The sequence below is a fragment of the Micromonospora sp. NPDC049497 genome (assembly GCF_044465805.1).
Classification (GTDB): Bacteria; Actinomycetota; Actinomycetes; order Mycobacteriales; family Micromonosporaceae; genus Micromonospora.
In genome coordinates this window covers 1-18090 of sequence record NZ_JBITMC010000024.1, presented here as the reverse complement: position 1 = coordinate 18090, position 18090 = coordinate 1, and the positions used below count along the sequence as shown (strand labels likewise).

Annotated in this window: 11 protein-coding genes and 1 rRNA gene; 4 read left to right on the top strand and 8 right to left on the bottom strand. The window is 74.5% G+C overall.

Annotated elements, in window-relative coordinates:
* Nucleotides 1–27: 27 nt before the first annotated feature.
* The 3 genes from ACIBR0_RS25410 to ACIBR0_RS25400 are packed head-to-tail and all read right to left on the bottom strand — an operon-like array spanning nucleotide 28 to nucleotide 6742.
* Nucleotides 28–825: a class I SAM-dependent methyltransferase gene (locus ACIBR0_RS25410; RefSeq protein WP_357029497.1), complete on the bottom strand. Its 798-nt coding sequence runs from the start codon at nucleotides 823–825 to the stop codon at nucleotides 28–30.
* The gene (locus ACIBR0_RS25405; RefSeq protein ID WP_396719715.1) at nucleotides 822–5078 is read right to left on the bottom strand and encodes an alpha-(1->3)-arabinofuranosyltransferase family protein; all 4257 of its coding nucleotides are present in this window, start codon (nucleotides 5076–5078) and stop codon (nucleotides 822–824) included. The genes ACIBR0_RS25410 and ACIBR0_RS25405 overlap by 4 nt, the downstream gene beginning before the upstream one ends.
* Nucleotides 5075–6742 (bottom strand): substrate-binding and VWA domain-containing protein, encoded by a 1668-nt coding sequence (locus ACIBR0_RS25400; RefSeq protein ID WP_396719713.1) that lies wholly within the window; start codon nucleotides 6740–6742, stop codon nucleotides 5075–5077. The genes ACIBR0_RS25405 and ACIBR0_RS25400 overlap by 4 nt, the downstream gene beginning before the upstream one ends.
* Before the next feature lie 259 nt (nucleotides 6743–7001).
* On the opposite strand from ACIBR0_RS25400, the gene ACIBR0_RS25395 reads away from it, so the two are divergent.
* Nucleotides 7002–8159: a glycosyltransferase family 4 protein gene (locus ACIBR0_RS25395; RefSeq protein WP_396719711.1), complete on the top strand. Its 1158-nt coding sequence runs from the start codon at nucleotides 7002–7004 to the stop codon at nucleotides 8157–8159.
* A gap of 57 nt (nucleotides 8160–8216) precedes the next feature.
* Here ACIBR0_RS25395 and ACIBR0_RS25390 read toward each other — a convergent pair whose 3' ends face one another.
* Both ACIBR0_RS25390 and ACIBR0_RS25385 read right to left on the bottom strand, forming a co-directional pair.
* On the bottom strand, nucleotides 8217–8384 hold the full coding sequence (locus ACIBR0_RS25390) for a hypothetical protein (RefSeq protein WP_396719709.1): 168 nt from the start codon (nucleotides 8382–8384) through the stop codon (nucleotides 8217–8219).
* Complete coding sequence (locus ACIBR0_RS25385) at nucleotides 8381–10099, bottom strand: hypothetical protein (protein ID WP_396719814.1); 1719 nt, start codon at nucleotides 10097–10099, stop codon at nucleotides 8381–8383. The genes ACIBR0_RS25390 and ACIBR0_RS25385 overlap by 4 nt, the downstream gene beginning before the upstream one ends.
* 138 nt (nucleotides 10100–10237) lie before the next feature.
* On the opposite strand from ACIBR0_RS25385, the gene ACIBR0_RS25380 reads away from it, so the two are divergent.
* Nucleotides 10238–12439: a hypothetical protein gene (locus ACIBR0_RS25380; RefSeq protein ID WP_396719707.1), complete on the top strand. Its 2202-nt coding sequence runs from the start codon at nucleotides 10238–10240 to the stop codon at nucleotides 12437–12439.
* 43 nt (nucleotides 12440–12482) lie between these two features.
* On the opposite strand, the gene ACIBR0_RS25375 is transcribed toward ACIBR0_RS25380, so the two are convergent.
* A complete protein-coding gene (locus ACIBR0_RS25375) occupies nucleotides 12483–13238 on the bottom strand; it encodes an FkbM family methyltransferase (protein WP_396719705.1) in 756 nt (251 codons plus the stop codon).
* A 169-nt stretch (nucleotides 13239–13407) separates the two neighbouring features.
* Between ACIBR0_RS25375 and ACIBR0_RS25370 the strand changes: the two genes are divergently transcribed.
* Nucleotides 13408–14625 (top strand): polysaccharide biosynthesis protein, encoded by a 1218-nt coding sequence (locus tag ACIBR0_RS25370; protein ID WP_396719703.1) that lies wholly within the window; start codon nucleotides 13408–13410, stop codon nucleotides 14623–14625.
* Nucleotides 14626–14650: 25 nt separating this feature from the next.
* Here the strand turns inward: ACIBR0_RS25370 and nudC are convergent, their stop codons facing one another.
* Nucleotides 14651–15571 carry an NAD(+) diphosphatase gene (nudC, locus tag ACIBR0_RS25365; RefSeq protein ID WP_396719701.1) on the bottom strand — a complete coding sequence of 307 codons (921 nt, stop codon included), beginning with the start codon at nucleotides 15569–15571 and terminating at the stop codon, nucleotides 14651–14653.
* A 194-nt stretch (nucleotides 15572–15765) separates the two neighbouring features.
* On the opposite strand from nudC, the gene ACIBR0_RS25360 reads away from it, so the two are divergent.
* Complete coding sequence (locus ACIBR0_RS25360) at nucleotides 15766–17583, top strand: VanW family protein (protein WP_396719699.1); 1818 nt, start codon at nucleotides 15766–15768, stop codon at nucleotides 17581–17583.
* Between the two features lie 418 nt (nucleotides 17584–18001).
* Here the strand turns inward: ACIBR0_RS25360 and rrf are convergent.
* Nucleotides 18002–18090: ribosomal RNA gene (gene rrf, locus ACIBR0_RS25355) — 5S ribosomal RNA — on the bottom strand; the annotation flags it as partial.

Below are 18090 nucleotides of genomic sequence, written 5' to 3'. Positions count from 1 at the left end.
TCGGTCACATAGCAACGCGACCCCCGGTCAGCTCTGTTTTTCCGCCGCGCCACCCGGTATGGGACCGGTCCGGCGCAGGACGATCAGAAAGTTCCACGCCACGATCTCGCGTACGCCGGGCACGCGGATCACCCAGCGCGCCCACCACGGGTGGTAGCGGGGCAGCGCGTCGACCACCTCGACCTGACCGCTCGACCGCGCCCAGCGGATCGTGTCGGAGATCGAGGTCGGGAAGAGGGTCTCCCGGAAGCGGTTCTTCGGCGGCCGGCCGTTGCGACGCTCGTAGCGACGCGCCGCCCGGTCCCCGCCGAGGTAGTGCCAGGGTGCCGTCTCGTGCCCGCCCCACGGCGACAGCCAGGGCGTGAACGAGACGAAGAGCGTGCCACCCGGGCGGGTCACCCGGACCATCTCGTCGAGCAGGCGGGCCGGCTCCGCGACGTGCTCCAGCACGTTGGACGAGAACGCGACGTCGACCGCGCCGGACCGGACCGGAAGGGCGGTGCCGCTGCCCCGCAGCATCCCGGCCGACTCCCCGGCCTGGGCGAAGTCCCCCACGTCGGGGTCGAGCCCGACGTACGTCGCCCCGGCCTCCCGGAAGGCCGCCGCGAAGTACCCGGGACCGCCGCCGACGTCGAGCACGGTGCGCCCGGCCAACGGGGTGTACCCGGAGACCTGCCGGACGGAGTCCGCGGCGAGCAGCCCGTAGAACCGGTCCGGATCGGTCTGCTCGACGAGGAAGGCCTTGAAGAGGGCCACCGAACGGTCGAGCGTGGCGAACCGGCGACGGTCCGTCCGTTCCCCGACCACGTCGTGTGCCGTACTCATCGCGCTCCCGTCCCGCCGTCGTCCCGAGGCGTGCCCGGCGTCACATCATCCGGGTCGGCCGTCTCCGGCCGCACGCGGGGTGGCTCCTCGTCGCCGGTGGTGGGACGGACCCCCGGCACCGGCACCACGGCGGCGACCACCGCGCCGACCGCGACCAGCATCGCGCCCTGCACCCACGGGCCGTACGCCCACTCCTGGCCGTGGCCCTGCAGACGTCCCGCCACGGCGCCCACGGTGGCGACCGTGATTCCGCCGAACACCACCACCGGCAGGGCCCGCACCGCCAGTTGCCGCAGCAGCATCGCCGCCAGCACGATCGCCACCGGCAGCACCCCGCCCAGCACGGCCAGCAGCGCCACCAGCAGCGCGCCGACGAACCAGCCCGGTGCCTCGGCCGGGAGCGCCGGCCCGGCGGGCACCCGGCGACGCACCGGCAGCGCCGCCAGCACCAGCACGGCCAGCGCGGTCAGCGCACCGACCGCCAGGCTTCCCCGGTACGCCCGGTCCGGCGCGAACACCAGCCGCACCTCGCCCGCCGCGCCGGCCGGCACCACCCACGCCTGTTGCCAGCCGTCGACCCGGGTCGCGGTCAACGCGCGCCCGTCCAGCGTGGCCGTCCAGCCGGCGTTGGCGTTCTCCGGTACGACGAGCAGCGCCTCGTCGCCCGCGCCGATCCGCACCCGTCGGTCGGTCGGGTCCCAGTCGAGCACCGAGACCTCCCGCTGCCGGGGCGGGGCGCCGGCACGGTCGGGACGCAGCGAGGCGTCCTGCACCAGGAAGCCGGCCGACGGCGTGGTCACCAGGCGCTGCCCGCCGGCCGGGAGGTCCATCACCGCACCGGTCGCCCCACACACGGTGACCGGCACCGGCCGGCCGGCGACGACGTCGGCGAGGGTGGCCTGCACCGCGGTGTCGTACCGCACCCCGGCCAGCTCCACCCGCGGACCGGCGCCGCAGCGCTCGACGACCCGCGCGGTGCCGGGCACCGGGCGGAGCAGATCGGCCAGGGCCGGGATCTCCACCTCGGCCACACCGGTGGTGGCGGTCCAGTCGCCGCGCCGGTCGGCCACCCGCGTGGCGCTGTCGAGCACCGCGATCTCGATCCGGTCGGTCGGCACGGCGGGGAACCGGACCCACCCGTCCGCGCCGACCGGCAGCTCCCGGGTGACGCCCCCGGCGCGTACCTCCACCCGCTCCGGCACCGAGCCCACCGGCACCACGGCCGGGCGCAGTCGCAGGCCGTCGACGCGCCGCGCCCCGGACCAGCTCAACCGCAGGGTGGGACGCAGGTCCCCGGCGCCGGCGAGCCAGGCCGTGCCCGGATCGCCGTCGACCGCCGCGTACGCCGCCACCGCCGGGTCACCGGCCAGGTGGGACGACGCGGTCGCCGCCACCGGCACCCCGGTCAGCGTGACCGGACCACCCGGTCGGGGCACGGCGGTCAGCGCCATCCGGTACGTCCCGGCGGCCGGGCTGCGGAACAGCCGGTCGAGGCCGAGCGGCTCCTCGCCGACCCGGGCGAGGAAGCGGTCGCACCGGACCACGGTCTCGCCGACCGGAGCGTCCCCGCCAGAGCCGGCGGACGGTCGGGTCGGCACGCACGCCGGCCGGTCGGCCGGTCCACGGCTGAACGACCAGGCGACCGGGCCGGCGAAGTCGTTCGGCAGGTCGGCGGGCACGCGCAGGGCCCGCCGCGGCTCGGTGTCCGGGATGGACAACTCCCGGATGCCGACACCGCCGTCGACCCGCCCGCCGGCCACCTCCACCACGGTCACCCGGATCCGGCTCGTCGAGCCGGGCAGCGTGTAGTAGGGGTGGGCGCCCAGTGTCTGGGCCACCTCGTGCTCCACCGTTCCCCGGTCGGTGGAGAGCCGGAAGCGGGTCACCGGCCAGCCCACCGCGAGGTCGTTGACGAAGGCCAGGGACACCTTGTCGACCTGGCGCGGGGTGTCCAGGTCCACCTCCAGCCACTGCCCCACCGGGCCACCGAGGGGCGCCGAGTGCCAGGCGGTGGCGTTCTCGCCGTCGACGGCGGCGAAGGGCAGGTGCGAGGGATCGGCGGGGGTGAGGGCGTCCACGAAACTCGCCGCCGAGGACGCGGTCACCGCCCGGACGCCCTGATAGGTGGCGACGGTCTGGTGCCGGCCCGCGGAGAACGGCAGCAGGTCCAGGGCGACCCGTCTCTGCCGGCCCGCCTCGTTCGCGGTCAGGGTCTGGCTGAGGTTGTCCCGCACCCGGCCGATGTCGCGCTCCCGGCGGCGCAGCCCGTCGGTGACGATCCACGTGTCACCGGTGCCGGCCCGCTCGGTCCCGGCCGCCGGCCGGTCACCGGCCAGCACCACCGGGCGGTTCCGCTCGACGAGTCCCTGTTCGAGCAACGGCAGCAGGGACTCCGGCCCACCGCTGACGGTCGGCACGTCGGCGGTCAGCACCGCGGCGGCGACCGGCACGTCCCCCCGCACCTCGTACACCTCGACCGCCGGCAACTGACCGGCGTCGTCGTCGACCGGGCTGCCCGGCGTACTCCCGAAGCGGGTGGTGGTGCCGAAGGACGCCACCCGGGTGATCCCGGGCGACTCGGCCAGGGCCCGGCGCAGCACCCCGACCGGGGGGGCGTCCACCTGCGTACGGTCGATGTCGTTGCGCAGCACCACGTGCCGGAACCCGGCACGGGCCAGGAAGTCGGCCAGGCCGGCGGACCCCCGGCCGCCGGCCAGCACGGCCTCGACGGTGTCCATCATCCGGGTGTTGCCGGCCGACCCGAGCGGGATCTGGTGGCGGACCGCCCACGGGGCTCCGGCCAGGGCCTGCAACGGCTCGTCGATCGACCGGCCCCACTCGTACTGGCCGAAACTGGAGCCGGGCACCATCAGCGTCCGGGCCAGTGCGTCCCGCTCGGCCAACCAGGTCGCCGTCGCCCGCCAGTGCGCCGGCAGGTCCGACCAGCCCGGGCCGGGTCGCAGGAGCCCCAGCCAGGCCGGCGCGGCGGCACCGAGGACCAGCAGGAGCACCGGTACGAACACCAGGGGTCGCAGGCGCAGGCCGGGGCGGCGGCGGGCGGTGGCGTGGTGCAGTCGGGTGACCCACGCGTCGACGCCGTGGGCGAAGCCCAGCATCAGCGGCAGCCGCAGCACCGGGTCCAGCTTGTGCACGTTGCGGAACGGCGCGAGAGGCCCGTCCAGGAGGTTGCGGACCTGCTCCGAGACCGGGCTGTCGAGGCTGCCGACGTAACCCACGGTGAGCAGGGTCAGCCCGGTGAGGAAGCCGAGCACCAGGAAGCGGCGCTCGGGCAGCAGGTTGCCGGCCAGCCCGGCGAGGCCGATGAGCGCCACCACCGCGGTGAGCGTCATCAGCACCGGGTCGTCGATCAGCATCCAACCGGCCGGCCACCACGGGTCGCCCTGCACGATGTACGCGACCCACTGGTTGGTGCCCCGTACGCCCTGGAACAGCGAGGCGACCGCGGTGGTGGTGGTGGACGACTCGATGTAGTCCAAGAACGGCAGGCTGTACTCGCCGAGCAGCAGCAGCGGCACGATCCACCACAGGCTGACCGCGACGACGCAGACGCACCACCAGCCGACCAGCCGCAGATGGTCGGCGTCCCAGCGGCGGCTGAGCAGCCAGACCCCGGGCAGCAGCAGGGCCAGCAGCACCACCGCCGCGTTGATGCCGCCCATGCCGAGCACGGCCAGCGCGGACAGCGCCGCCGCCCGCCGTGGCGAGCCGATCCGCCGGACGGTGACCAGGGGCAGCAGCACCCAGGGCAGCATCGCGGCGGCGAGCGTCTCGGAGGACAGCGCCCCGATCTCGGTGAGGATCCGCGGGGCCAGCGCGTAGCCCAGCGCCGCCGCGTACCGGGTGGGCTCGGTGCCGACGTCCAGCGCGCGGGCCAACCGCAGCAGCCCGTAGAACGCGGCGGCGAGCAGCAGTGCCATCCACAGCCGCTGGGTGATCCACGGCGGTACGCCCAGCAGTTGACCGCCGGCGAAGAAGGGCCCCATCGGGAACAGGTAGCCGTACGCCTGGTTCTGCAGCTCGCCCGAGGTGGCCTCGGGGTTCCACAGGTGCAGGGCACGCGCCATGAAGTGCACCGGGTTCGCGGCCAGGTCGAGCTTGGTGTCGAAGGTGACCTGGCCGGGCCGCTGCACGAACGCGAGAACGGTGAGCAGCAGCAGCGACAGGGCCGTGCCGGGTGCCTCGCGTACCGCCCGCGCGAGCCGGCGCGCCGGCCACGGCCACGACCGGGTCACCGGCGGCACTCCGGCGGCAGGCAGCTCAGGTCGGCGAGCGCGGAGAAGAAGATCTGGCGGATGCCGCTCGGCTGCTCGGTACGGAACACCTGCCCACCGGTCACGGTCGTGATGGCGTTCAGCTCGTCCGGGTCGACGTCACGACCCAGGCCGATGAACACGATCGGCAGCGGCCGGCGCGGGTCCTGCAACTTCGTCAGCTCGGCGAGGAACGCCGCCCGCCCGATGCTCTCCTCGTCCTCGTTGCGGCCGTCGGTCATCACCAGCACCAGGTTGATCCGGCCGGGCGTCCAGTTCCGCCGGGCGTCCCGGTAGGCGGCGAGCGTGGTGTCGTACAGGCCGGTGCCGCCGCGCGGCTTCACCCGTACCTCCGCCAGCCGCTCGGCCAGGCGTTGCCGCTGGGCGCTGGTCAGCGGGCCGACCGGCAGGATCTCGCGATGGTCGCGATCTCCGTCCACCCGGGTGGAGAAGACCCACACCCCCAGCTCACTGGTGTCCAGTAGCAGGCCGGAGCCCTCCCGGGCGGCCTTCAGGGTGGCGCCGAGGCGCGTCTCGCCGCCGGACACCCGGGCCGCCATCGAGCCGGAGATGTCGAGCACGGTGAGGATGCGGGCGCTGCGCTGCACACCGCTCCACCCGGTCAGCAGCTCGGTGACCACGTCCTCGGCGGGCAGCGGCGTGGGACGCAGCTCCTCGGCACGCAGCCGGCCGTCCCGGGGGATCGCCGGTGGGAAGCCCGCCGGGGTGCGGAAGCCGAAGCCGGCCAGGATGTCCCGGGCCCGGGTGGTGAGCAACTCGGCCAGCAGCCGGCTGGCCGCGTCGCGGACCGCGTCCCGCGCGTTGGGCAGGACCGCGTACGGCAGGTCGAGGGCGGGGACCGCCACCTCCGGGTACGCGCCGACCAGTTTGGCAGGACCGGCCAGCGCGTTGTGTTCGAGTACCGCCTGCTCGGTGGTCGCGACGGCGTCCGCGCGTCCCGGCAACCGCTGTCCGGGCACCAGCGCCGACCCCTCGTTCGGAGGCGCGAACGTCCGGCCGGCGAGCCGTCGCAGCGCGGCCGTCACCGCGCCGGCCGGCTCGCGTTCGGCGGCGGCGAGGGCCCGTACGCCGACCAGCGCCGCCACCCCGGCCGGGTCGGCCGCCGGGTCGGGCAGTCCCACCGTCACCTTCGTCGCCGGGCCGAGCAGGCTCCGCCAGGTCAGCGCCCGACCGGGCCAGCCAGACCGGCGGGCCGACGCCTCGGTCACCGCGAGCACGACCGGCGTGCTCGCCACCGAGGTGCCCTGGGCGGGGACCTCGAAGGCGCCGGCCGCCCGCGCCCGGCGCAGCCAGAACGTCGACTCGGGCAGCCACGCGTCGGCGACGTCCGCGCCGTCGGCCAGGTCCCGGACCATCGCGGCGGACTGGCGGGCCTCCACGACGACGGACACGCAGGGTTGGCTGCCGACGCTCGCCCGCGCGATCCGGTCCAGGGCCGGCGCCACCACCGGGGCGGCGGCCAGCCGCAGCCGCACCTGGTCGCGGCAGGCCGGCTCGCGCCGCTCGGACGCGACGTACAAGACCGTCGCCCAGCCGAGCAGCACCATGGCCAGGGCCGCGCTGAGCAGCACCACCGGGGAACGGCGGAAGAGGTCACGCACCGGAGCGGAGAGGTCACGCAACACCGCCCGGGTCACCTCCTCGATGTCCGCGCCGGCGAGTCCGGCCGCAGGTCACGACCGTCGGTCGGTGGGACAGCGCATGTGGCGCCCGCCACCGTACGGGGTCGCGGTGCACACCCTGCCAAGGTTTTCCGCCGTCGGCAAACCCCCGTTCGACCGGCCTGCTCCGACGATCTTGCTGACGGTGTGACCCATTGCGCAGCACTCCCGACCCGCCCTAGGGTGGCGCGATCGTGCCCGCTTACTCGTCGGTAGGAGCAGCGTGGACAACTCCGGCACCCCCTCGCGCCACGTCCTGTTCCTGAACTGGCGGGACACCACCAACCCGGAGGGCGGCGGCTCCGAGGTCTACATCGAACGCATCGCGGCCGAGCTGGTCACGTTCGGTCACCAGGTGACTCTGCTCTGTGCGGCGCACGAGGTGGCCGGGGAGTCCAGCACCACCGACGGGGGCGTCCGCGTCCTGCGCCGCGGCTCCCGCATGTCCGTGTACGCGCGGGCCGCCCTGACCTGCGTCGCCGGCCGCCTCGGCTTCGGCCCGCTGAGCAGGCGCGGGTACGGCCGACCCGACCTGGTGGTCGACGTGTGCAACGGAGTGCCGTTCTTCGCCCCGCTCTACGCCGGCCGGCCGGTGGTGTCCCTGGTGCACCACGTGCACCGCGAGCAGTGGCCGGTGGTGTTCGGCCCGTTGATGGCACGCCTCGGCTGGTGGATCGAGTCGCGGCTGGCGGTGCGGCTGTACCGCCGCTGCCGGTACGTGACGGTCTCCGGAGCGAGCCGCACCGAGCTCGCCGACCTCGGCGTCGACCCCGGGCGCATCGACGTCGTGCCCAACGGCACCCCGCCGGTCACCGGCCCGTCGCTGCCCCGTACGCCGCACCCGTCCCTGCTCGTCCTCGGCCGGCTGGTCCCGCACAAGCGGGTCGAGATCGCCCTGCGGGCGGTCGCCGCGCTGGTCGACGAGCTGCCCGACCTGGAACTGGTGGTGGCCGGCCAGGGCTGGTGGGAGACGCCGCTACGGGAGCTGTCCGAGCGGCTCGGCATCTCCGACCACGTCCGCTTCACCGGCTTCATCAGCGAGGAGGAGAAGCACGCGGCGCTCTCCTCGGCCTGGCTGGCGCTCACCCCCTCGCTCAAGGAGGGGTGGGGGCTCACGATCGTGGAGGCCGCAGCCCGCAGCACCCCGACGGTGGCGTTCCGCTACGCCGGTGGTGTCGCCGAGGCGATGGTCGACACGGAGACCGGCCTGCTCGTCGACGACGAGGAGGAGTTCGTGTCGGTGGTCCGGGAACTGCTCGCCGACGACGTGCGCCGCAAGGCGATGGGTGAGGCGGCGTTGCAGCACGCGGCCCGCTTCACCTGGACCGCCGCCGGTGCCCGCTTCGCCCAGCTGGTCGCGGGGACGGCCGCCCGGGACTGACGGAGACCACGCCGAAAAGGCGCCCGCGTCAGCGGGCGCCTTTTCGTTCGTCAGGGCTCAGCGAGCGCCGTACTCGATCGGCTGATCGACGGTGCTGGCGTTGCCGGCCTTATCCGCAGCGTCCTGCGCGGACGTGCCGAGACCGTTCGCCAGACCGACGCTCAGCAGCAGACCGAGCACGACTCCGAGTACCCCCACGGCGACGAACGCGGGCAGGTTCTTCATCCACCTTCTCCTTCCGCGGGACTCGCGTGCCGGGACGCTACCACGGGGCGACGCCTCCGCGCAGTGCCCGAAAGACCGATGCCGATCATCACCGCTCCGGCGAGCAGATGGGCCAATCCGACCGGTCCCGGCCCGGTCGCGGTGGGTGACGGCGACCAGACCGGGTTCTCGTAGAGGGTCAGGTCCGGTCCGGCGTGGACGATCCGCAGGCCGGCCAGCGCGGACGCCCGGGGCGCCGGACCCGGGACGTGCTGCACCAGCACCCATCGGACATCCTCGGCGGCCAGCGGGCGGCCGTCGGCGATCAGCATCCGTACCCGCGCCGCCCGGGGGTCCTCGCCGGCCACCGCACGACCGCCGACCCAGAGGGTGTCGTCGACCAGCACCGGCACCGCGAGGTACCGGGGCGCCGGGTCGATCACCACCACGTCCCGGTTCCAGGCCGGACGCTGGTACTCCTGGAACGGCAGTGAGATCACCGGACCCGGACGCGCCGCCGTCAGCCGGGCCACCGTCGCCCAGTCCGCCGGCCACTGGACCGGCCGCAGCCGGCCCGCCGCGCCGAACGCGAGGTCGGGCAGGACCGCCACCGGCAGCAGTACCGCGGCGGCCAGCACGACCCGGCCGGTCACCGCGTCGAAGCGGGCGGCGGCCCGGTCGGCCAGCCGTTCCGCGCCGAGCGCCCCGGCCACCGCCAGCGCCAACGCGTACGGCAGCAGCAGCTTCTGCCCGTCCCGGACCAGGCCCGCGCCGGGCACGGTGGCCACCAGCCAGCCGAGGGCGGCGGCACCACCGGGCAGCACGCCGACGGCGGCGGCCAGCCAGGAGCCGCCCGCCAACACCCCCAGTCGTACCGCGAACGCCCCGGGCCAGCGCCGACGCAGCAGCGGCACCCCGCAGCCGGCGACGGCGAGCAGGAGCACGGTCGCCACCGGCACCAGCACCGATGCCCGCGAGGCCGGCGTGGCCTGCGCGTTCCAGATGCCGCCGGTGCCGGCCAGCGAGACCAGCGGCCCGGCCCAGTTCTCCGCCCGCGCGGCGAACGCCTCCACACCGGCCGGATCGGACCGGCCGGTACCGGTGCTGACCGCGCCGGCCACCAGCCAGGGCGTGTTGAGCAGCACCGCCGATCCGAGCACCAGGGCCGTCGACCGGCCGGCGCGCGGGTACCGTCCGGGCACCAGGATCCCGGCCGCGACCAGAGCCAGCACACCGCCGGTCGGGGTGATCGCGGACGCCGCCACCGCGAGCAGCAGCCGCCGGGCCGCCCCCGGCCGGCCCGTCCGCACCTGCAGCGCCGCCCGCACCAGCCACGGAAACGCGGCGTACGCGACCAGCAGGCCCCACTGCCCGATCAGCAGCCGCTCGGCGAGGTACGGCGTCCAGGCGTACCCGAGGGCGGCGACCACCCGCACCCCGGTCCGGTCGGTGGGCACCAGCCGGGCGGCGCCGAGCGCGGCGAACCAGACGATCGCCACCAGCACCAGCCGTTGCAGCGCCCATCCCGGCAGCGCCTGGCCCAGCAGCGCCACCACCGCGTCCTGCGGCACGGCCCGGGGCAGCGCCGTGACGGGGGCGATCGCCTCCCAGCTCAGCGTGGGGCGGGGCACGAAGACCATGTCGTAGCGGAGCACGTACCCGGGCAGCGCCAGCGGCGCGAGGACCACCGCCGTGACCACGGCGGCGACGCCGTGGGGCACCAGCCGTTCCCGCATCCGACCGTCCTCACCACCGTCGCCGTACGCGACCACCACCACCGGTGGCGGACACTGTACGCGGCGAGCGCGTACCCGCCGCGAACCATCCGTTGACCTGATGGGGGATGCCGGTCGCGGTGTGGCAGTCTTCCCGCCATGGCAATGACGGGGGCGGCCACGACGGGCGCGCGTGGGCAGGCCGACGGGTGGCTGGGGCGGGATCCCTTCCGCACGGTGGCGCTGGCGATGATCACCATCGGGGTGCTGTGGCGGGCGCAGCTGGCCGCCCGGGGCTACCTCGCCGCCGACGACTTCGTCCTGATCACCCAGGCCAGCGAGGCCGACCTGACGCCGGAGCACCTGCTCTCGCTGTACAACAACCACCTGATGCCCGGTGGCCGACTGCTGATCTGGCTGGTGACCGAGTACGTCGGCCTGGCCTACTGGCCGTACGTGCTGCTCATGGCGATCGGGCAGGCCGTCCTCGGGCTGGCCTTCCTCCGGCTGCTGCGCCGCCTGCTGCGACCGGGCTGGCTGATGCTCCTGCCGCTGGGCGTGCTGCTGTTCAGCCCGCTCACCCTGGAGGCGACCTCGTGGTGGGCGGTCGGGGTCAACATGCTGCCGATGCAGATCGCGATGGTGCTCGCGGTCGGCGCGCAGGTGGCGTACGTGCAGACCCGCCGCCGCCGGCACCTGGTCACGCTGGCCCTGTCGGTGCTCCTCGGGCTGTTCTTCTTCGAGAAGGCCGTGCTGGTCGTACCGCTGGTCTTCCTGCTGACCGCCCTGCTCTACGCCGAGGGTGGGGTGGTCCGCACCCTCTGGACCACGGTCCGCCGCTGGTGGCAGTCCTGGCTGGTGCTGACCGTGGTGACGCTGGTTTTCCTGGCCGCCTACCTGACCCGCTCCGAGTCGTCCCTGCGACGGCCGGAGTCGCCGGGCGAGGTGCTGTCCTTCCTCCAGCAGATGCTCGGCTCCAACCTGCTGCCCGGTCTGGTCGGCGGTCCGTGGCGGTGGTTGGGCGCCGGTGACGGTGCGCCGGTCGCCTCCCCGCCGGAGCTGGGCAGTTGGCTGGCCTGGGTGCTGGTGGTGGCCCTGATCCTGGCCACCGTACGACGGGACCGTCGCGCCGGCCGGGCCTGGTTGCTGCTCGGGGCGTACCTGTTCATGGTGGCGACGATCCTGGCCGCGACCCGGCTGGGTTCGGTGTTCAGCGCCGTCGCCGGCGGTGTGCCCCGGTACGTCAGCGACGTGGTCGTGGTCGCGGCGCTCTGTCTCGGCGTGGCCCTCTGCGGCCTCGCCCGCGGCCCGGCCGAGGGATGGGCGGCCGGTGCCGTACCGGAGGTTCCGGAGCCGGAGCCGGCGGACGACGCGCCCGCCGCCGAGTCGCGGCCGGCGCCGCAGCCGGTCGCCGTTACGGTGCCGGCCGCCCGGCAGAAGCCGCTCGTGGTGGCCCGGGCCGGCGTCATCCACGCCGAGGCGGACGACGAGCCGGAGCCGGAGCCAGAAGCAGAGCCGGAACCCGAGCCGGTGTCCACCGTCCCCGACGCCTCCGTCCCCGACGCCACCGGTCCGGGTGGGCCGAGGTCGGATGACGTGGAGCGGCCGGCCGGCGACACCCCACCGTCCGCCCCGGTTCCGTCCCGCACGCCACCGGGGGACAGCGGGCCGCCGCCGGCGGACCTGCTCGCGCCCATCCCCTCCCGGTACCGCGACTCGGTGACCGTCATGCTGGTCCTGGTCCTGATGGCGGTCTGCCTGGGCACCGCTTGGACGACGTCCCGTTACGGCGACGAGTGGGCCCGCAAGTCCGCCCGCACGTACGTCGAAACCGTCCAGCTCGAGATGGCCAGCGCCCCACCCGGCACGGTCTTCTTCGAGACCACCGTCCCGGACAACGTCGTCCCGTCGCTGTCCAACCCGTACAACAAGCAGTCGCGCTTCTTCCGGTCGTTCGGCGCCCGGCCGGTCTTCGTGGACGAGGCCGAGAAGCCGTCGGTGCTGGACCACCTGGGCCGGATCCAGGAGGCCACCATCCAGGGCAGCGTCGTCCAGCCCGGTCCCGAGGCGTCGTGCGGTTACCGCGTCACCGCCGGCCAGACCGTCCGGATGCCGTTGGACAAGCCGCGTGACGAGTGGCACTGGGTGGTCCGGGTGGGCTACCTGAGCTCCGGCACGGGCACCGCCGTCCTGCGCCTCGGCACGGGCACCGCCACCTTCCCCGTGAAGCCGGGCCTCAACCAGCACTTCTTCCGCATCGTCGGCGGCGGGGACACGGCGGAGCTCAGCGTCTCCGGCGACGGTGTGTCGTTCTGCACCAACGAGGTCGCCATCGGCGATCCGGTGCCCAAGCCGGAGTAGCGGCGGCCGGCGTCCGCGCCGGCCGCCCGGCCTCCGCCGTCGGTCACTCCGGGCGGAACAGCACCGAGTTGACGTAGCGCGGGCGCGGCCAGACCACCCGCCGGGCGAAGCTCTGGCCGACCCGGGCGATCGCGGCACGCTGGTGCCCGCCGAGGTCGAAGTCCTCCAGCGGCACCCAGGTACGGCCCGGCAGCACGGACCCCCGGTAGCCCCAGCCGGCGAGCAGGTCCAACAACGGCGTGACCGGCTGGATCCGCTCCTCGACCTCGATCAGCAGCACCGGCCGGTCACGCCGCACGGTCTCCTCGGCGCCCCGCAGGGCGGGCAGCTCGTGGCCCTCGATGTCCAGCTTGACGAAACGCACGTCGGTCAGCCCCAGCGAGTCCAGCGTGATCCGCCGGACCTCGACCGGCTCGCCCTGTCCCACGTCCTCCAGCGACGACGTACCGACGATCGCGCCACCCGCCGGCAGGTGCAGGGCCGCGGTGCCGAGGTGGTCGGAGACGGCCGCCTCGACCACCTCGACCGACGGGAAGGCCGCGCGCAGTTGCCGCGCCAGCGGCGGGGTCGGCTCCACCGCGACCACGCGGTCGGCCCGTCGGAGCAGCCGGGCCGTCCAGGGCCCGTACCAGGCCCCGACGTCCACGGCGGTGCCGCCGCGCGGCACGAACTCGGCCAGCCGGGCCAGTTCCGGTTCCACGCGGGGGTAGACCCACCGGATCGCGTTGCCGACGAGACGTTCGGGAAGGACCGCGGCCAGCCCGGAGGTCGCTGCCGGGACCGCTTGCGTCGACGCCATGGGCCAGGACACTAGACGTTTTCCGCCCCCGGGGGCAGGGGGTCGGCCGTTCGGGGCTGTCGGGCCGGTCGGGTGACCGGTACCGTCTCCCCGGTCGGGCGGTCGGCCCGACCGGTCCGCCGATCACGACACGTACGGCTCGGCCGGCGGCGGGGAGACGCGGGGTGGCATGACTCAGACGGCGGGCGGCGGGACCGCGGTGGTCCGGCTCGGCGCGGCCGGCGTCGCCGTCACCGTCGCCACCGTGCTGACCAACGCGCTGGCGTACGTCGTGCCGGTCCTCGGTGCCCGTCGACTCACCCCCGCCGACCTGGGCGCGCTGGCCACGGTGCTCGCCCTGGCGGCCATCGCGGCGGTACCCGGCTTCGGTCTCCAGATCGCGGTGGCGGCACATCGCGCCCGGCAGGGAGCCACCGGCTCGGCCCGGCTCGCCGGGCGCACCGCCGCGCTCACCGCCGGGGTGACCGCGCTGGCCGCGCCGGCGTTGAGCTGGGCGCTGCGCCTGCCGCTCGCGCTGACGCTGCTGCTCGCCGCGAGCACCTTCGCCACCGTGCTGGCCGGTCGCCGGCTCGGGGAACTCCAGGGCGACCAGCGGTTCCTGCGACTCGCCGCCGCGATGACGGTCCTCGCCGCAGGCCGGTACGGGGGGCTGGTCGTCGGGCTCACGCTCGGTTGGGACCCCGTGGGCTGCCTGCTCCTCGGCACGCTCACCGGCTTTCTCGTCCTGCCCGTCCTGGCCCACCTCGCGGGCCCGGTGCGGACCACCGCCGGCACCGGCCCGGACGGCAACGACCCGGCGTACGACGAGCTGCGTCCCCGCCAGGTGCTGACCGCCTGCGCGGCGTCCCTGGCGATGCTCACCATCTCGTACGCGGACCTGATCCTCGCCCGCCAACTGCTCACCGCCGACGCCTCCGGCGGGTACGCGGTCGGCTCCGTGCTCACCAAGGGCGCGCTCTGGGCGCCTCAGGTGGTCACCCTGCTCGTCCTGCCCCGGCTGGCCCGGGGTGACCGGCGGGCGCGGACGCGGGCGCTGGGCCTGATCCTCGGCTGCGGGGCGGTGCTCGTGGGCGCGTCCGCGGTCGCCGGTGACCTCGCGTTCCGGCTGGCCGGCGGCGCCGACTACCTGCACCTGGCCGGCGAGGCACCGCTCTTCGCGGCGGTCGGAGCCCTCTACGCGGTGGTGTTCATGCTTGTCAACGACCGGGTCGCCACGGGTGCGCGGTGGGCGGGCGCCCCGCTGTGGGCGGCCACCGGCGTCCTCGGCGTCGCCGCTCTGCTGCTGGCCCCGCGCACCGTGGAGGGGGTGCTCGCCTGCTCCCTGGGCACCGCCGCGCTGACCACCGCCGCGATGGCCTGGCTGACCCTGCGTCCCGCCCGCCCCTGACCGTCGCCCGCGCCCTGCCGGTGCGTCAGTCGCCCTCGGCGAGCCAGGTGCCCAGCAGGTGGTGGTCGATCGCGTCGACGCGCCCGAGGGTACGACCGGAGGCCACCCGCTCCCGCAGCTCCGCCCGGGTGAACCAACGCGCCGCCAGCAGCTCCTCGCCGTCGACGCGTACCTCCTCGGAGGTGGCGGTGGCCCGGAAGCCGACCATGAGACCGGCGGGGAACGGCCACGCCTGGGAACCCTGGTAGGTCACGTCGGTGACGGTCACCCCGGCCTCCTCGGCCATTTCCCGCCGGACTGCGTCCTCCATGCTCTCGCCCACCTCGACGAAGCCGGCCAGCGTCGACCAGGCGTCCTCCGACGCGCCGGCGTGCCGTGCGAGCAGGCAGCGCCCCGGCGAGCCGGGTGCCTCGACCAGCACGATGACCGCCGGTTCGATCCGGGGGAACAGGAGCCGCCCGCACTCCCCGCCGGTGCAGGTCCGGACGTGCCCGCCGCCGCCGGCGACGGCCGGCGCCCCGCAGGTGCCGCAGTACCGCTGCTGCCGGTGCCAGTGCAGCAACCCCCGCGCGTACGCCTGGACGGCCGCGTCGTCGGTGTCGAGCCGACCCACCAGCGCCCGGACGTCGACGGCCCGTGCGGCACCGGCCATCTCGACGGCGGACTGCTCGGTCAACGCGGAGAGGTCCACCGCGAACACGGCGGCGTCGCCGTCGAGGCCCAGGAAGACGGTCTCGCCGGAGGCGGCCCGGACGAGGGACGCCCGGTGGCCGGTCAGCCGGACCGGACCGTCGGAGTCGACGAGGCAGTGGTCCCGCCAGAGGGGAAGCACCGCGGTGGCGGGGTCCGCCAGCAGCCCCTCGATCCGGGCCGGATCGGTGCGCAGGGCTCCCGCCCGGTCCAGTCGACCACCGCCGTACGCCAGGACCGCCTCGCCCATCCGCATGATCACACCCTGCCATGCCGCGCCGCCGACGGCGCCACCGGTACGAAAGGCCCGACACGCCGACCGACACGCCGTGACCGCGCCGGCCGAGAGCAGGCTGCCATCACGCCCCGGCGTTGGTTACCGTAGTTGTCTTCCGGCCGGGAGGAACCGCTTCCGCTTCCCCCCGTGGTACGTCTCCGATCGAGGTGCCTGTGACGCTGTACGGCGATAGACATCCGCCCGCCGCCGACGACCGGCCCACCGTGCAGGTCGCCGCGGTCACCTGGCCCGCCGACGAGCCGGGGGCCCCGGTGCAGGCAGGTCCTCCCACGGGTGGGGAGAAGCGCCCACGCCGGACGAAACTGCTCGTCGCGGCCGGTGTCGCCACGGCGGTGCTGGCCTCGGTCGGCGGAGCGGGCGCCTGGGCGTACGCCGGTGACGTGCCGCGCGGCACCACCGTGCTCGGCACGGAGCTGGGGGGCCGGAGTCGCGCGGACGCCGTCCGGGAGCTGCGCGCCGAGTTGGACCGGCGCAACGCCGCGCTCACCGCTCCGCTGACCGTCCGCGTCGGGGAGCGCAACGCCCAGATCGACCCGGCCTCGGTCGGGCTTGCCATCGACGTGGAGGCGACCGTGGCGGCGGCGGCCGAAGCCGAGGCGCACGCGGTGGACCGGCTGGTCGGGTCGCGTGAGATCGACCCGGTGGTGACCGTCGACGTGGCGCGCCTCGACGCCGCGCTGAAGAACGTGGTCGGCAGCCAGGGCCGGAAGATGACCATGCCGGCGATCACCTGGAAGGGCACCACCCCGAAGGCGACGCACCCGAAGCCCAGCCTCGCGCTGGACCCGGAGCGCTCCGCCCAGGTCGTCCGCGCCGGCTGGCTCGCCGGGCAGCCGGTCGACGTGCCGCTCGTCGAGTCGCACCCGGCTACGACCGCGGAGGAGGTCGACCGGCTGGTGGCCGAGCTGGCGAAACCGGCGGTCGCGGCGCCGGTGAAGCTGACCACCGACCGTGGTTCGGTGACCATCCCGCCGCAGGCCATCGCGAAGAGCCTCCGCTTCACCGCCGACAAGGCGGGGAAGCTGACGCCCGAGGTGGACGTCAAGCGTCTGCGGACGGCCCTCGGCGACGACCTTCAGAAGGTGGAGGTGCCGCCGAAGGACGCCAGCATGACGATCGCCGGCGGCAAGCCGACGATCGTGGCGGGGAAGCCCGGCCAGCAGCTGGACACCTCGACGCTGGGCGCGGACCTTCTCGCCGTGCTGCCGAAGGCGGACGGCCGGGAGGTCACCGGCACGCTGAAGCCAGCGGAGCCGGAGCTGACCGAGGAGAAGCTCGCCGGTCTGGGCATCAAGGAACGCGTCTCGAGCTTCACCACCCGCTTCACCGGAGGGCTCTCCTCCCCGCGCAGCCAGAACATCGTGACGATCGCCAAGGACGTGGACGGCACGGTCGTACTGCCCGGCGAGACCTTCTCCCTCAACGGGCACACCGGCGAGCGGGGGTACGCCCAGGGCTACCGGGACGCGCCGGTCATCCTCGGCGGCAAGCTCGTGCCCGGCGTCGGCGGTGGGACGTCCCAGTTCACCACCACGCTCTTCAACGCGACGTACTACGCGGGGCTGGAGGACGTCGAGCACAAGCCGCACTCGTACTGGTTCACCCGCTACCCGGCGGTCATCGAGTCGACGATCTTCTGGCCGGACCTGGACTTCAAGTTCCGCAACAACACGGACCACGGTCTCCTGATCGACACGTCCTGGACGTCCAGCACGATCACCGTGTCGATCTGGAGCACGAAGATCTGGGACAGCGTGAAGACCGAGTACGGCCCGCGCCGCGACATCACCAAACCCAAGACCGTCTACCTGCAGCCGGGTCCGACCTGCATCGAGGCCAACGGCAGCGAGGGCTTCACCCAGGACGCGTTCCGGGTCATCAAGAAGGACGGCAAGGTCGTCAAGCGGGAGAAGTTCACCTGGCGCTACGACGCCGAGCCGCGCTTCATCTGCGCCCCGGACCCCTCCTGACCGCCGTCCCCCGCACGCACGTCACAGCCCCGCCGGCACCGCGCCGGCGGGGCTTTCCTCTCCCGTACGCCCACCGCGCTCCGCCCGCGGCCACGCCCCTGGGCATGGGGACGGTGGTGATCGTCCGCTCCCCTCCCGGGCGTGCGTGCCGGCTGGATGTGGGGGCGGGCGGGCCCTGTCGAGCTGAGTTACCTGCGACATCACGGGCTGCGGGGCGAATCTGATCCGTCTCGCCGCCAGCAATGGCGACTCGTCGGCAACGGTGGCTCGTTCACGTCATCAGCTCGAAAGGGCCGTCGCCACCTCACCCGTGCGATGGCGCCTTAAGCCGACCTGCGGATCTGCGGATCTGCGCGAGAAAGGGCCCAGAAACGCGTTCAGGGCCACCCAAGAATGGGTGGCCCTGAACGGGAAGATTGTCCGGCGGTGTCCTACTCTCCCACACCCTCCCGGGTGCAGTACCATCGGCGCTGGAGGGCTTAGCTTCCGGGTTCGGAATGTGACCGG